The sequence below is a fragment of the Streptomyces sp. ATexAB-D23 genome (assembly GCF_000373645.1).
Lineage (GTDB): Bacteria > Actinomycetota > Actinomycetes > Streptomycetales > Streptomycetaceae > Streptomyces > Streptomyces castrisilvae.
In genome coordinates this window covers 1-13975 of the sequence record NZ_KB892045.1, presented here as the reverse complement: position 1 = coordinate 13975, position 13975 = coordinate 1, and the positions used below count along the sequence as shown (strand labels likewise).

Genomic DNA, 13975 nt, shown 5'->3' with positions numbered 1-13975 from the left:
CGCACCTGCTCGGGCTGGTGCCCTCCACCGTCCACCGCGTCCTGACCCGCTACCGCCTGGCCCGCCTCACCCACCTGGACCGGGCCACCGGCCGTGTCATACGCCGCTACGAACGCGACCGGCCCGGCGAACTCGTCCACGTCGACATCAAGAAACTCGGCAACATCCCCGACGGCGGCGGCCACAAGGCCCTCGGCCNGCAAGCAGGCCGCAAGACCCGCTCGAACGCCGGCTACAGCTACATCCACACCGCCGTCGACGACCACTCCCGCCTCGCCTACAGCGAGATCCACACGGACGAGAAGAAGGAGACCGCCACCGCGTTCTGGACCCGCGCCCAGACGTTCTACGCGGCCCACGGGATCACCGTCGAACGGGTCCTGACCGACAACGGCTCCTGCTACAAGTCACACGCCTGGCGCGACCTCCTGGCAGCGGCCGGGATCACCCACAAGCGAACCCGGCCCTACCGGCCACAGACCAACGGCAAAGTCGAACGCCTCAACCGCACCCTCCTCGACGAATGGGCCTACGCCCGCCCCTACCACTCAGAGCAGGAACGACGCGACGCCTTCCCCAGCTGGCTGCACACCTACAATCACCACCGCGGACACACCGCGCTCAAGGGCCAACCACCCGCCAGCCGCGTCCCCAACCTCACAGGGCAATACAGCTAGGGCCTGATCCGCCGGACAGACCTTAGCTGTTCCGGCACGGCAATGGACCTGCATCGACTGCGACATCGTCACGCCCCAGACATCCGAGCGCTGTACCCGACGTCATTCGCGTCCCAGACCTCGTCTTGCCGACTGAAGACTCGAAGGATTTCCATCTCGTTGGGGTCCCGCACGCCGGTGATACCCGCCACCCGGACTTCGTTGGAGTCACCAACGGCCACACCGCGCTCGGGTAGAGACCTTGTCGCGGACGCCTTCGCTCAGCAGGCGCTCGATGTGTTGGTGCGGTACGACATGATCGCGGATGAACGGCCCCTGGCTGCGATCGAGCGTCCCTCAGTCCAGGTGTTCCTCCAGAGCAGCACGCCAGCTGCTCACGCGCATCGGTGAGGGAGGCTTCGCTCGGTCGCGTGGTCAGTGCGCGGTAGCGTCGTTGAGGGAACCCATCAGGGAAGGAACGATCACCGGATGCCGCACAGGACTGATGTCGCCGACAGGCGCGGCCTGATCCTCGACTTCGCTGGGGTGCTTACCGCCAGCCCCATCGATGTCCATCGCGCCTGGTGCGTGTCGGAAGGGCTGGTTCCGGGCGCGTGGCGCAGCACTCTCAATGATCATCCTGAGGGCCGGCGTCTGTACGCGGCTCTGGAGACCGGGGAGATCGGGCAGGCCGAGTGGAACGAGGGCACGGCCGCGCTGTTGGGCGCGCACGTGGATCCGGTGAACCTGATGGGGCGAGCCTGGGCCGGGGTGCCCGTGGCCCGGCGGATGGTCGCGCTCGCGCGTGCCGCGCGTGCCTCCGGCCACCGGCTTGCCCTGCTGTCCAACAGCTTCGGCCTCGACCCGTTCAACCCGTACGAACACGTCGGCATCTGGGACCTGTTCGACGTGCACGTCGTCTCCGAGCTGGTCGGCGTGGCGAAGCCCGATCCGGCGATCTACGAACTCGCCCTGGAGCGGATCGGACTACCTGCTGAGCGGTGCGTATTCGTGGACGATCACGCGGTGAACCTTCCGCCGGCCGCCGATCTGGGCATCGCCACGGTCCACGTCACGGACGAGGATGAGGCCGTGGCAGAGCTGGAGGCCCTCCTCGGTGTCACAGCCGTGCTCGCTGCGTGAACCCAACTGCGGTCTGATCAAAGGCTGTCGGCGCCGCCGCTACAGCCAGTACTGTCCGTGTGGGGCCCATCACGCGGAGGTTCTGAAGTATGCAATGGTCGGAGTACACCACTTCTGAGCGCTTGAAGGCGCTGCGCGGCGGCATGACACAGGAGCAGTTGGCGGAGGCGGCCGGCGTGTCCGTTGGCGTGGTCCGCAAGCTCGAACGCGGTGGAACGGCTTCGCTGCCCTCCCTGCTGTCGATCGCCGACGCGCTCGGCACGGACATCGCCGTGCTCCTCGGCCAGCAGGCGCCACGGCGGTCCATGGACCGCGACGAGCGGGCCGCGTTACGCCGGGTCTCCGCAGCCACCCACGATGCGGCCATCGGCATCCCCGCCGTAGTCGAGCCGGGCACCGTCGACGAGCTCCGCGCCGTCGTCCGTCGCGCGGACGCCGCGTACTGGGGAGGCCGGTACACCGAACTCGGCACGCTCCTTGGGCGGCTCCTACCCGAGGCGCGAGCCAGGTTCGACATGGCCAGTCTCGATGAGCGGGAGGCCGCCACCGGCGTCTTGATCGACACCTTCCAGACAGCGGGTATGGCCGCCAACGTGCTCGGATCGCGAGATCTGGCGTATGCGGCGCTGACGTACGGACGCCAGATCGCCGTGCAGGGAGGAGATGATCTCCGTGACGCGCACCTTGCCGCCACCACCGCGTGGGTCAACCTCCGCGACGGCCGGACCAAGCAGGGATTCCTCCTTGCCGCAGCACAAGCCGACCGGATCGAGCCCAAGATGAGCGAGCACGACCCGGACCGGCTGAGCGTGTACGGGCAGCTCGTCACGAACGCCGCTGTTGCCGCGTCCCGGGGCGGTGCGAATTCGGACAACGCCCGCGAGTACCTCTCCCAGGCGCACGCCGTCGCCGCCCGAATCCGGGACGAGCATGCCCGTGGTGCGCACGCCCAGCCGTACGGACCGATGTACGCCGCAACGCAGGCCATGCGTATCGCCGTGGCCTTCGGCGATACGGCTGGAGCGTTGCGGCTCATGGACACCGTTCGCCTGGACGATACGGTGCCCCTGGCCACTCGGGCCCGCTACGGCCTGGACGTAGCGCTCACCCAGGTCGAATGCCGACGGTGGGAGGCCGCAGCCGACACCCTCCAGGACGTCTGCGCGATGGCCCCAGGATGGGTGCGTCACCAGATGCTTCCCGGCGTCATCATCAGTCGACTCGCCGGGGTCTCCGTCAACCGGCTGCGAGGACTGGCGAGCTCCGCGGGCGTACCTCTCGGCGTGCGTTGACCTACGAGCCGAAGTACCACGGCCCGTAGTAGGTACGGGCCCGCCATCAGCGCGACTGCCACGGGGCGTGGCACACGTTCGGGCGCCCCGGCTTCCGCTGCCACGCGGCGTGACGGTCCGACCGGATACGGAGGCTTTCCACTGCGACGGTCCGTGCCTGGGCCCCAACTCCGCAGCCCAGCAGCCTTGTGGGTATGCCGACCAACCCGCCCAGCGGCCTCGGGCACGTACCCGTCGCCGTCTACTCATGCGCCACCACCTCCGCCGCCCTCGGTGAGAGCGAGGAGCGTGGCCGCTACTACGCCGACGCCCGGCACTGGCACGTCGCCGGCGTCTGGTCCGATCCCGCCCCGTCACTGCCGCTCATGGAGCGGCCGGGCTGGCAGGGCGTCACGGCCGCCCTCTCCGCCGGAATGATCCGCGGTGTCGTCGTCAGCGGCCTGACGCATGTCGCCGCCGACGTCGCCCAGTTCGCGGCTCTCGGTGTTCTCCTCCGTGACCGGGGAGGGTTCCTCGCCGACGCATCGAGCGGCACCCTGACCCGTCGAACCCCCAGCCAGGCCCGTCGTCGCGGCGACATCGCGAACGCCGCCTCCGGCTGGTTCACGCAGACGGACACGTACGAGGGGGGCGCTTCGTGAGCGCCCAGCGCGCCTGGGTCGGCGACCTCGTTCGGGACGGCGGCGGACGGCGGGCGATCGTCACCGACGTCCGCGCCGGCGGCACCGTGTGGGTGCTGCGGCCGCCGACCGGCGGTGGCCCCCACTGGGAGACCGACGACCCCGACGGCCTCGAAATCCTCGCCCGCTCCGAAGCCACGGACACACCGTGAGCGACCGCGCTCGCTGCCGACCCTTCCGTCACGCCCGTGCACCACGCCCGAAAGGCGAAGTCGCCGTGTACGCGTTCGGCCTCTGCATCGACCAGCAGTACCTCGTTCCCGGCCTCGCCGCCCTCGCCGGCCTGGCCGACAGCCTCACCCCGGCGGCCCGCCGCGAAGCTGCCGTACGGGTGCTCACCCTCGACCTGAGCCCCTCGCAGTCCCTCCTCCTCGCCGACCTGACCAAGCGGGCCGGCTTCGGCTCCTTCGGCCTCCGTCGATGCGCCCCTCTGCGCTCCTCGCGCATGGCAGACGCCTCGTACATCACCGTCACCACCTATCTGAGGTTCGAGTTCACGCCGAGCTTCGTCCGCCGTCCCTACCTGATCTACGTGGACGCCGACGTGCTCGTACGCGGAGACGTGAGCGAGCCGCTCGGCTCCCTCGCGTCGGACGAGACCGGCGCTGTGCGGGACGAGTTCAACCCGGTCGTCGGCGAGTGCCCGGCGCTGCCAGGAGCCGCCGAGCGCTGGCCTCATCTGCGCGGACGCCCCTACTTCAACGCGGGCGTGCTCTGGACCCACACCGACCACCTGCCCCGCATCCGCCGAGGCGTCGAGCAGGCCCTGATCCACGGCCGGCGCCACATCCTCCACAACGACCAGGACGCCCTCAACCTGTGGCTTCTGCGATCCGGCCGAGTGCGCCCGGTGGCCGGTGGTTTCAACCGGTTCGAGGTCGGCCGATTCCTGGAACGCGGGAACTGGGTGCGCCGGGTCGTCACGCGGTCACCGAAGCCCGATCCGACGGCCTCCCTCGTGCACTTCGTCGGTCCTGAGAAGCCGTGGCAGGCCGACTGCCCCGTCACGGAGGAAGTCGTCGAATACCGGCGGCACCTGGAAAGGGCCATGCGTCACGTCCGGCGTCTGGGTGCCGTCGGCGTGGAGCCGGCGGGTGTGCGGTGAGCGCGGGGGCACCGCCCGCTGTCTCGCGAGCTGCCCTCGCCCTGACTGGGGTACCGGCCCTTACCGCCCGCCAGCTGTCCGCACGTACGCGCACCGTCGTGTACCGGGCGGACCTGGCCGACGGACGCGGTGTCGTGATCAAGCTGTACGCGGCGACCGCACGCCGCAACGCGATCACGGAGAGCGCTGCCATCCGGGCCGTGGCCGACCACGTCCCCGTACCGGCCCTCATCGGATATGGGCACGTTCCAGGCCACGAGGCGACCGCCCTTGTTACTACCGACCTCGGCCCGCTCACCCTCGGCAGCGCCATGCACTCCGGCCGGATCTCCGACGAGCGAGCTCTGAAAGACCTGGCCGGCCTGCTCGGCCGCCTGCACCAGGCCCCCGTACGGCCGTGGGCCCCGCGCCGGCCCCTCCACGAGCAGGTCACCTCACTGGGCCGCCGCTGTTCGCCCAGCAGCCTCAACCGCATCGCGCCCGCGCTGGCCGCCATCGCCGACGCCGTCCACACAGCGCCCGTGTGGTGTCACGGCGACCTGCACGGCGACAACGTCGTGATCGCCGGCCCCCGAGCCATCCGCCACCTGGTCGACTTCACCGACGCTGCGGCCAGTCGCCGCGAATCCGACGTCGCCCAGACCCTCGTCATGACCGACGCCCTCTCGACTCTCCGGGCCCGCACGGTCACCGACGCCTACCCCCTTGCCCTCGATGACCACCTGTTGGGTGCCTGGGTCGTCTTCCACACCCTGCGCTCCTGGGCGTATTCCTCCCCTGGAGACGACCGTGCCTTGTGGTCCCGTCGCCTGGACGATCTCGGCCAACGGACCCCGCACTTCTTCCGTACGCGCCGCCCGGAAAGGACGCGCTGATGAGCACCCCCGCCCTGTCGGTAGTGATCCCGGCCTTCAACGAGGCCGCCTACCTGCCCCGCTACCTGCCCTCCGTCCTCGCCTCACTCACCCGCTGGGAGGAGATCACCGGCCGTACGGGAGAGGTGATCGTCGTCGACAACGCCAGCACCGACGCCACCGCCGACATGGCCGCCTCCTTCGGCGTCCGCGTCGTCACCGAGTCCGTCCGCAACATCGGCCGGGTCCGCAACACAGGGGCCGCAGCGGCCCGCAGCGGCCGGCTCTTCTTCACCGACGCGGACGTGGCTCTGCCTCTGGAGGCGGTCACCGCTGCTGCTGCCGCCATGGACGCCGGGGCCGTCGGCGGCGCCATCCCGCCGCTCTACACCCCGGAACGGCTCGGCGCCCGCCTGTTGTGCGCGTACTGGGACCACTACCGCACCCGGCGCGGCGGGGCCCAGGGCGTCAACCAGTTCTGCACCGCCGACGCCTTCCATCACATCGGTGGGTACCGGGACGACCTGTTCATGAGCGAGGACGTGGAGTTCTTCGCCCGCCTCACCGCCCACGGCCAGGCCACCAACCGGCCTGTGACCATCCTCGATGAGCTGCGCGTGCGCCCTTCGACCCGCCGCTACGACCAGTGGTCGAGCCTACGGATGCTCTGGTGGCAGAACCCCGCGACCGCCCGCCTGCGCCTCCGGTCGCCCCGCATGTGGCGCCACTGGTACGAGACGACCGTGCGATGACGAAGGAGACTCCTGTGCGGCCCCAGTTCCTGGTCGACCTGCCGGTGCCGGACGGGCACGGCATCTACACCTTCCCCGACGACCTACACCGCGCCCACCAGACGCACACCCAGCAGCTCGCCGCCCGCCACCGGAACCACGACCACCGCGTCCTGGAGGTGACCGCACCCCACGCCCGCGTCCCGTACTACATCGAGGCGCGCACCCCCGCCGACCGTCCGGTCCTCGCCATCGAACCCCATCACGACGACTTCGCCCTCTCGGCCTCGGGTACCTTCCTCGCCCGCCCCCGACCGCTGACCGTGGCCACCGTCTTCACCCGGTCCCGGAGCGTGCACCCCGCCGTGGAGGTCACCTACGCCGACGTCGACACCGTGTCCGAGCTGCGCGACCGGGAGGGTGCGGCCGCTCTCGCGCCGTTCGCCGCCCGCCGACGCATCCTTGGCCACAAGGACGCCGAGCCGCCGTACCGTCCCTACGGCCCACAGGTGCTTGACCGGGTCACAGAGGAGCTCGGTCGGATCGCCGCGGCCCACCCCGGCACCGAACTCCTCGCGCCCGCCGCCGTCACCCGCCACCCCGACCACCTCCTCGTCCATGAGGCCGCCATTCGCCTCGGCTGCACCTGGTTCTGGGAGGACCTAGCGTTCTGGTCGACGTACGCGCTCGCCGGCTGCGACCAGCACCTATTCCGTGCACGTACGGGGGCGACGACGCGGCCCGAGTTGGTGGACATCACCGACGTCGTCCTGGACAAGGTCACCGTCCTGCGGATGCACGGCTCGCAGATGCACCCAGCGCGGAAGATGTACCGGCCGATCCGGCATGCCTTCACTACGGCGGCCGACCTTGTCGACGGGCCCGGCCTCTATGCCGAACGCTTCTACCGGATGGAGGAGCCGACGTGCTGATCATCGCTCTGGAGGGACCCTCCTATGCAGGCAAGTCCACGGCGATACGTCACCTCCGCCAGAGCTCCCTCGGCTTGCGGGCGTTCGTCTCGGACTGCTACGTCAGGCACATCGCCCACCGCGACGACATCCCTCCGGCCCGGACCGACTCGGCGGCTGCCCAACTCGCCGCCTTCGAGAGGTTCATGGAGATCGAGGCGACCCGCCTCGCCGAGGCCGCCGCGAGCGGCAGGCAGCTCGTCATCCTCGACCGCTCCGTGGACACCCTCCTCGCCCACGCGTACGCCCTGGACGCCCTGTTCGGGTACGGCGTCCACCACCAGCTCCGCGACCGCCTCAAGACGCATTCCTTCCTGCGCCCCGACCACACCCTCTACCTCGACGTACCGGCGGAGACGCTCAACCTCCGCCGCAAGACCGCCGGCCACACCGCCGCCGAGTCCGAGTACTTCCTTCACGAGCCGGGCTTCCTCCGCCACGCCCGCGACTACTTCGTCCACACGCCCCGTCAGCCCGTGACACGAGAGCTCACGGTCCTGGCCGCCGACGCGGGGCCGGACGATGTGGCCCAGGCCGTGGAAGCCCTCGTCACCTTCTGGGCGAGGTGAAGGAAGATGCCCACCGCCCTGTTCGCCTGGCGCCGCACCCCGCCCCCGTTCCTCCTCGGCGGCGCCGAGGTCACCCAACAGCTCCTCGCCGAAGAACTCGCCGCCGCCGGCTGGCACGTCACCTATCTCGGCTCGCACGAGGCGCCCTGGAACGGAGCCACTCAGCTCCCCGACATGCGCGCCCACCTCGACAGGCATCGCGTCCCGTACGACGAGGCGGACGGCACCCTGCGCTACCGGTGGAACGGCGTCGAGTGCGTGGCGTTGATGCAGAACAGCGTAGAGCACGCGCTGGGCAGCCTCCTGGGAGATCTCCGCCCTGATGTCGTGTTCACCTCGCAGGAAGGCTCGGCGCAGCTCGCCGCGCAGGCCAGACCGACCGCGCTCGTCGCCGGCCTCCTGCACTCCGTTTCCGCCACCGGCCTGGGAGTCCTCGCCGGCCGACCCCACTACGGCCTCGCTGTGTCGGATTTCGTCCGGGCACGCGCACCCCACACGCCTGGCACCCGCCTTGCCGTGATGTACCCGCCGTTCGCCCTGCCCGGGGAGGGCTCGGGCGAGGCCCGCACCGCGTCCGTACTCATGATCAACCCCATCCCCGCCAAGGGATCCGAGCTACTGCACCCGCTCCTCCGGACCATGCCGGAACAGCACTTCACCCTGGTCGAAGGCTGGTGGGACACCGCCGCCGACTTCGCCGCCTACCCGAACGTGACGTACGTGCCCCGCGTGTACGACATGGGGCTTCTGTACCGCAGCCACCGCCTGCTACTGGTCCCGTCCACCGTGGAAGACGCATTCCCCCGCGTGATCGTCGAGGCCGCGCTCCATGGTGTCCCGAGCATCGGGACCGACCGGGGCGGCATCCCCGAAGCCATCGGCGACGCCGGAATCGTCCTCCCGAGCACGGCCGGCCCCGAGACGTGGGCACGCGCGATCCGGGAGGCGGACCACGAGGCGCTGGGCGCGCGGGCCCGGCGTCAGACGGTCACGTTCACGCGGCCGTGCCTGCCCGAGCTCCGGGAGCTGGGGATCTAGGCAGATCCGGTGAATGCCCGCTCCACCGCGTCGAGCCGCTCTGTCCACCAGTGAAGAAGCGCCTCGTCGGCGATGAACAGCTCGTCGCAGGAGTGGTCGCCCCGGTCGTAGTGGAACTCGAGCTGCCAGAAGTCCGTCATCCGTTTCCACCACAGTCGTCGCGCGGCGTCGAGCAATACGGCCGGTTCCAACGGGATCACCGAACGGTAGCCGGCCACGAACGCCGCCACCCGCTCCAGGTCGAACACGCCCTCCACCCCGAACTGCACCTGCGCCGTACGAACGACCTCTTCCGCGTACGGGCGGACTCCCAGCCGATCCCAGTCCAGGACGGCAACCAGTCCGCCGTCCGCCCAGAGGAGGTTCCGGTATTGGAAGTCACCGTGTGTCCAGCCATGCGGGCCAGCAGGGGTGTCTCCCTCGGGGCGCAGGTGGGCGTGCCTTTCGAGGAGGATCCTGCGCTCTTCGAGGGCTGTCCCTGCGGCCCGGTCGAAAGCGTCGCCCGCGCCCCGGGCCGACACGGCTCCGGCAAGCCGGCCAGCCTTCTGGACGGCTCGGCCGGCCTCGGTCACCTCAGCGGTGACCCAGGCCGGCACTGCGGGCATCCCAGCCTCATCGACAGCACGGCCGAGTGCCGTATGGAGTCCCGCGAGGTGTGTGCCGAGCTTGTATGTCCGCGACAGCGACAGGTCGGTTCCGCGAATGTGTTCCCCTGCCGACCATGGAAAGAGGCAGTAGACGCCACCGCGGACATCGGCGATCACATCGCCGTGGACGGTGGGGAGCGGGGCACATACAGGGACGCCGTACGAAGCCAGGACGGGAAGGACCGCGAGGTTGCGACGCAGTCGATCGAGCGGCACGTCCGTGACCAGCTTGAGGGCGAACCTCCCGGCCCGGGTGTCCAGCAGCCAGTTCACGTTCATGAGGCCATCGGCCAGGTGTTGTCGGTCCAGCACTTCGGCGATGTCGTATGCCCGGATCAGCTCGGCAAGATCGTCTGTGGGGAGGTGCGTCCTGTCCGCCACGTTCGCGTCGGTCACCCTGGCGACGATACGGGAGTCGGCCGTGCGGACGCACAAGGATCACTGGTCTGTCTCGGTGGGACGCGCCCGTTTCCCGAGGGGAACGAATTGGATGTTCCCCGCACGCGCTGGGTTGCGGGCGTTATCGAGAGCACGTTGGGTCGAGGAGGGTGGCCGGGTTGTGGTCGGCTGTTTCCGCGTCGGCGAGGGTGGTGGCGAGGGCGTCCCAGGCGGGGTCCTGGAGGATGCGGTCGGCGTGTTCGAGGACGGCCTGTTGGAGGTGGCGGGCGTAGCGCTGTTTGGTCTCGACGCCGGGGGTGCGGCGGGCGAGGTCGTCCAGCACCGGGACGGCGACCTGGGCGTACGTCGTCTGGAGGTGGACCAGCGTCTGCTGCCTCCTGCTGGGCGTGCTGGTGGTGCGGTGCCAGTGCTTCGCGAAGGCCACAGCGATGAGGGCGGCGACACGTTCGAGCTCGCTCCTCGGCGGCGGCTGGTGCGGCGAGCGGCAGCGCGTCAAGGACTCCGCCGAGGGCGACGAGCTGGCCCTGAGCGATGTAGTCGTCTCCGTGGGTGAGGTGATCGGGGATGCGATCGGTGGCGGCGATGGCCTGGTGCCAGGGGTCGGTCGGCCGGGCGGTGACTGGTTCGGGGCGGATGTCGGTGAGGCGGTGGCGGATCTTGGGCAGGGAGAGGTCTCGAGCGTGGATCCGGATAACCACACAGGATCGCCACGCTTGTTGAGGTCGCCGGGCAGGGCGACGCTGTAGCCGAGGCCGTCGCCGGACGGTCCGGTCTTGGGACGGAGATTCAGGTCGGTCGCCTCCAGCAGGGCGAAGAACTCGGTCTCGGTAGAGACAGCTCCACGGCGCGGCGTACGCGCATGCGCAGGATCTCGCGGGTCGTGGTGGTCTTGGCGCTGCCTTGAAGTGCTTCTTGCTGGTGGGGCGTTTGGTGGCGGAGCCGTCGCTGAAGTTGAGACGGCGCAGGCCGAGGTCGGCTTCGATCTTGCGGGCTTCGCGCTGGACGGCGCGGATGTCGTGGTCGCGGCGGGGAGGTGGCCGTCCTGGCATACGAGGGTCGGCGTGCTCGTTGGCGCTGCCTGGCCCGTAGGGGTACCCGACGAGGCAACGGGTGGCGCGGACACCCTTGCCAAGGATGATCTTCGGGATCACGTGCTCACCGTCCTGAGGTCACCTGAGCGACGGCCATGTCCACATCGGTGATCGACGCTTCGACCCGGTGCAGCAGTTTTTGCACGAGGTCCGGTGCGGGGCCCTCGTGTGGACCGATGGACCGAAGAACTCGTCCTGCACTGGCAGCGCATCGGTGAGAAGTCCTCGCCCGTCATGGTCTGGACGTCGGAACACACTGGCCGCTTCCTCGACCACGCGGCGGACGACCGCCTGTCCGCCCTGTTCCACCTCATCTCGTTCCGCGGGCTCCGGCACGGCGAGGCGTGTGGGCAGAAGTGGACTGACACCCACCTGGACGCGGGTCTTATCACCGTCGCTGAGCGGCTCGTCGTCGACGGTTCGGAGGTCGACGAGGACGACCCCAAGACCGACGCGGGTGCGCGCACCATCGCCCTGGTCGCGGACCGGTTGAGGTCCTGCGTCGGTACCGCGCCCGGCAGGACGAGGAACGTGAGAAATGGGGGACCGCTTGGGTGGAAACCGGGAGAACGGAGAACTACTCCACCCATCGTCACGCGGCGGTTCATCGAATTGCACGAGGAAGTCGGCCTTCCGCCGGTCCGGCTCCACGACCTCCGTCACGGTGCAGCCACCCTGGCTCACGCTGCAGGTGCTGGCCTGAAGGACATCCAGGAGATGCTCGGCCACTCCTCGATCACCATCACGTCGGACACCTGCACGAGCCTGCTCCCCGAGGCGGACCTGGCGATCGCGGAGGCTGCAGCCCGGCTCGTGCCGCGAGCGCGCGCCACGGCCGAGAGCATGCGGTCCGGGGCCGGCGCCCAGTTCGGCGAAGGTGACGAGTCCGTGCCGGATGGTGCTGATCCGTGGGGCCGGATTGGGGACGTCAACTCCCCGTCCGCTCACGCACCGCTCACGCAAACGGCCCCGGACGAGAAGTCCGAGGCCGAGTAAGACCCCTCCCTGGAGGAGAAACCCCAGGTCAGAGCGGCAATGCGTTGTGCCCCCGGCAGGATTCGAACCTGCGACACCCGCTTTAGGAGAGCGGTGCTCTATCCCCTGAGCTACGAAGGCGGGGGCTTGCCGAAAACGTTGCCGGAAACCCCAGTGGGGAATGCTAGGCAGGCTGAGGCAAACGCCCTGGTCAGGCTCCCCTGAGGTGATGCCGGGGAGAGGTCTGGAGGGACACTTTCCCAGGCAGGCACCCTGAAGGTCGACTGACCGGTGACAGCCTAGCGGATAGGGGTTGCTGCGGTCGCCCCCGTTGCCGCTCGGTGCCGCCGTGCGTTGGTGCCATGCCCCTTGACGGTGGCAGTAGCCCTCCGGACGTCCGCCCCGGCCCTCCAACCGATGGTGTCCCGTGGAGTGGTGTAGCGGATCTTGGTGGGGGATGTGCGCCCGTTGTGAGCCGGCGGGTGCGTCGACTGCCTCTGTGTACTCCCTGAGAACGAGGTCGGCGACCGTGTAACTGTCCTTGGTGAACGGGCAGTTCGACCCAAGGGGGTACACGGTGGCCTTGTCACAGCATGACCTACTTCGCCTGCTGGAGTCACTACGTTCGGCGGACGGTCTTGAACTCGTGCGCGAAGTCGCCGAGCGGCTGTTGCAGGAGCTGATCGAGGCCGAGGCCACCGCGCAGATCGGGGCGGAGTGGAACGAGCATGCCTCCACCCGGACCGGCTACCGCAACGGGCACCGGGACAAGACGGTGACCACGCAGGCCGGGGATCTGGAGCTGGCGATCCCGAAACTGCGGGCCGGGAGCTTTTTCCCCAGCCTGCTCGAGCGCCGGCGTCGTATCGACCAGGCCCTCTACGCTGTGATCATGGAGGCTTACGTTCACGGTGTCTCCACCCGCAACGTCGATGACCTGGTCAAGGCGCTCGGCTCGGACACCGGCATATCCAAGAGCGAGGTCTCCCGGATCTGCGGCGATCTCGACGAACAGCTCGAAGTGTTCCGCACCCGGCCCCTGGACCACACCCGCTTCCCCTACGTCTACCTCGACGCGACCTGCGTCAAAGCCCGGGTGGACCACCGAATCGTCTCCCAGGCCGTGGTCATCGCCACCGGTGTCACCCAGGACGGCGGCCGCGAGGTCCTGGGCGTCATGGTCGGCGACAGCGAGACCGAAGCCTTCTGGGCCACGTTCCTGTGCTCGTTGCGCGACCGCGGTCTCAGTGGCGTCCGCCTGGTCATCTCCGACAGCCACAGCGGCCTGGTCAAGGCCATCCGCAAGGTCATGCTCGGCGCCGCCTGGCAACGCTGCCGGGTGCACTTCGTCCGCAACGTCTTCTCCGTGATCCCCAAAGGAGCCGCGGAGATGGTCGCCGCGACGATCCGCACGCTCTTCGCCCAGCCCACCGCCGAAACGGTCCGGACCCACCTCGACACCGTCGCAGACATGCTCGGCGCACAGTTCCCCAAGGTCAAAGAGATGCTGCTGTCCTCGAAGGAGGACCTGACCGCCTTCGCGGACTTTCCCCATCAACACTGGAAGAAGATCCAGTCGACCAACCCACTCGAACGGCTGAACCGGGAGATCAAACGACGCTCCGACGTCGTCCAGGTCTTCCCGAACACCGGCGCTGTCGCCCGGCTCGCCACCGCCGTCCTCGCCGAACTCCACGACGAGTGGATCGCGTTCCCCCGCCGCTACCTTTCCACCGAGAGCATGGACAGCCTCTATCCGGACAACACCCAGGCCCTCCCAGAAAGCACCAACTGATCAGCTACACCACGAGATGGGACATGACC

General features: G+C 69.2%; 15 protein-coding genes and 1 tRNA gene. 13 read left to right on the top strand and 3 right to left on the bottom strand.

The window, feature by feature from the left end:
• The 11 genes from B082_RS0127735 to B082_RS0127675 all read left to right on the top strand — a co-directional run.
• Positions 1-677 (top strand): IS481 family transposase (locus tag B082_RS0127735; protein ID WP_018555059.1); only part of this gene is annotated, 677 nt, incomplete at its 5' end.
• Positions 678-1145: 468 nt separating this feature from the next.
• Positions 1146-1799, top strand: a complete 654-nt coding sequence (locus B082_RS0127720) for an HAD family hydrolase (RefSeq protein ID WP_018555056.1) — start codon at positions 1146-1148, stop codon at positions 1797-1799.
• A gap of 89 nt (positions 1800-1888) precedes the next feature.
• Positions 1889-3091: a helix-turn-helix domain-containing protein gene (locus B082_RS0127715; protein ID WP_018555055.1), complete on the top strand. Its 1203-nt coding sequence runs from the start codon at positions 1889-1891 to the stop codon at positions 3089-3091.
• Between the two features lie 194 nt (positions 3092-3285).
• On the top strand, positions 3286-3732 hold the full coding sequence (locus B082_RS0127710) for a recombinase family protein (RefSeq protein ID WP_018555054.1): 447 nt from the start codon (positions 3286-3288) through the stop codon (positions 3730-3732).
• Positions 3729-3923, top strand: a complete 195-nt coding sequence (locus tag B082_RS0127705) for a hypothetical protein (RefSeq protein WP_018555053.1) — start codon at positions 3729-3731, stop codon at positions 3921-3923. Before B082_RS0127710 ends, B082_RS0127705 begins: the two co-directional genes overlap by 4 nt.
• A 65-nt stretch (positions 3924-3988) precedes the next feature.
• Entirely contained in the window at positions 3989-4876 is an 888-nt protein-coding gene (locus B082_RS0127700) for a glycosyltransferase family 8 protein (RefSeq protein ID WP_018555052.1), read from the top strand.
• On the top strand, positions 4873-5751 hold the full coding sequence (locus B082_RS0127695) for a phosphotransferase (protein ID WP_026250274.1): 879 nt from the start codon (positions 4873-4875) through the stop codon (positions 5749-5751). The genes B082_RS0127700 and B082_RS0127695 overlap by 4 nt, the downstream gene beginning before the upstream one ends.
• Positions 5751-6482: a glycosyltransferase gene (locus B082_RS0127690; protein WP_018555050.1), complete on the top strand. Its 732-nt coding sequence runs from the start codon at positions 5751-5753 to the stop codon at positions 6480-6482. The genes B082_RS0127695 and B082_RS0127690 overlap by 1 nt, the downstream gene beginning before the upstream one ends.
• Entirely contained in the window at positions 6479-7393 is a 915-nt protein-coding gene (locus tag B082_RS0127685) for a PIG-L deacetylase family protein (protein ID WP_202453161.1), read from the top strand. The genes B082_RS0127690 and B082_RS0127685 overlap by 4 nt, the downstream gene beginning before the upstream one ends.
• Positions 7387-8001: an AAA family ATPase gene (locus B082_RS0127680; protein WP_018555048.1), complete on the top strand. Its 615-nt coding sequence runs from the start codon at positions 7387-7389 to the stop codon at positions 7999-8001. The genes B082_RS0127685 and B082_RS0127680 overlap by 7 nt, the downstream gene beginning before the upstream one ends.
• Positions 8002-8007: 6 nt before the next feature.
• Positions 8008-9039: a glycosyltransferase gene (locus B082_RS0127675; protein WP_018555047.1), complete on the top strand. Its 1032-nt coding sequence runs from the start codon at positions 8008-8010 to the stop codon at positions 9037-9039.
• On the opposite strand, the gene B082_RS0127670 is transcribed toward B082_RS0127675, so the two are convergent.
• Positions 9036-10121 (bottom strand): phosphotransferase, encoded by a 1086-nt coding sequence (locus tag B082_RS0127670; protein ID WP_018555046.1) that lies wholly within the window; start codon positions 10119-10121, stop codon positions 9036-9038. The two genes, B082_RS0127675 and B082_RS0127670, sit on opposite strands and share 4 nt — an antisense overlap.
• An 85-nt stretch (positions 10122-10206) precedes the next feature.
• On the bottom strand, positions 10207-10581 hold the full coding sequence (locus B082_RS40435) for a hypothetical protein (RefSeq protein ID WP_199783860.1): 375 nt from the start codon (positions 10579-10581) through the stop codon (positions 10207-10209).
• Between the two features lie 829 nt (positions 10582-11410).
• Between B082_RS40435 and B082_RS36840 the strand changes: the two genes are divergently transcribed.
• Entirely contained in the window at positions 11411-12172 is a 762-nt protein-coding gene (locus B082_RS36840; RefSeq protein ID WP_078622673.1) for a tyrosine-type recombinase/integrase, read from the top strand.
• A gap of 47 nt (positions 12173-12219) precedes the next feature.
• Here the strand turns inward: B082_RS36840 and B082_RS0127650 are convergent.
• Positions 12220-12292 (bottom strand) — tRNA-Arg (locus B082_RS0127650).
• A 436-nt stretch (positions 12293-12728) separates the two neighbouring features.
• Here B082_RS0127650 and B082_RS0127645 point away from each other — a divergent pair.
• Positions 12729-13946 carry an IS256 family transposase gene (locus B082_RS0127645; protein WP_026249656.1) on the top strand — a complete coding sequence of 406 codons (1218 nt, stop codon included), beginning with the start codon at positions 12729-12731 and terminating at the stop codon, positions 13944-13946.
• The last annotated feature ends 29 nt before the right edge of the window (positions 13947-13975 follow it).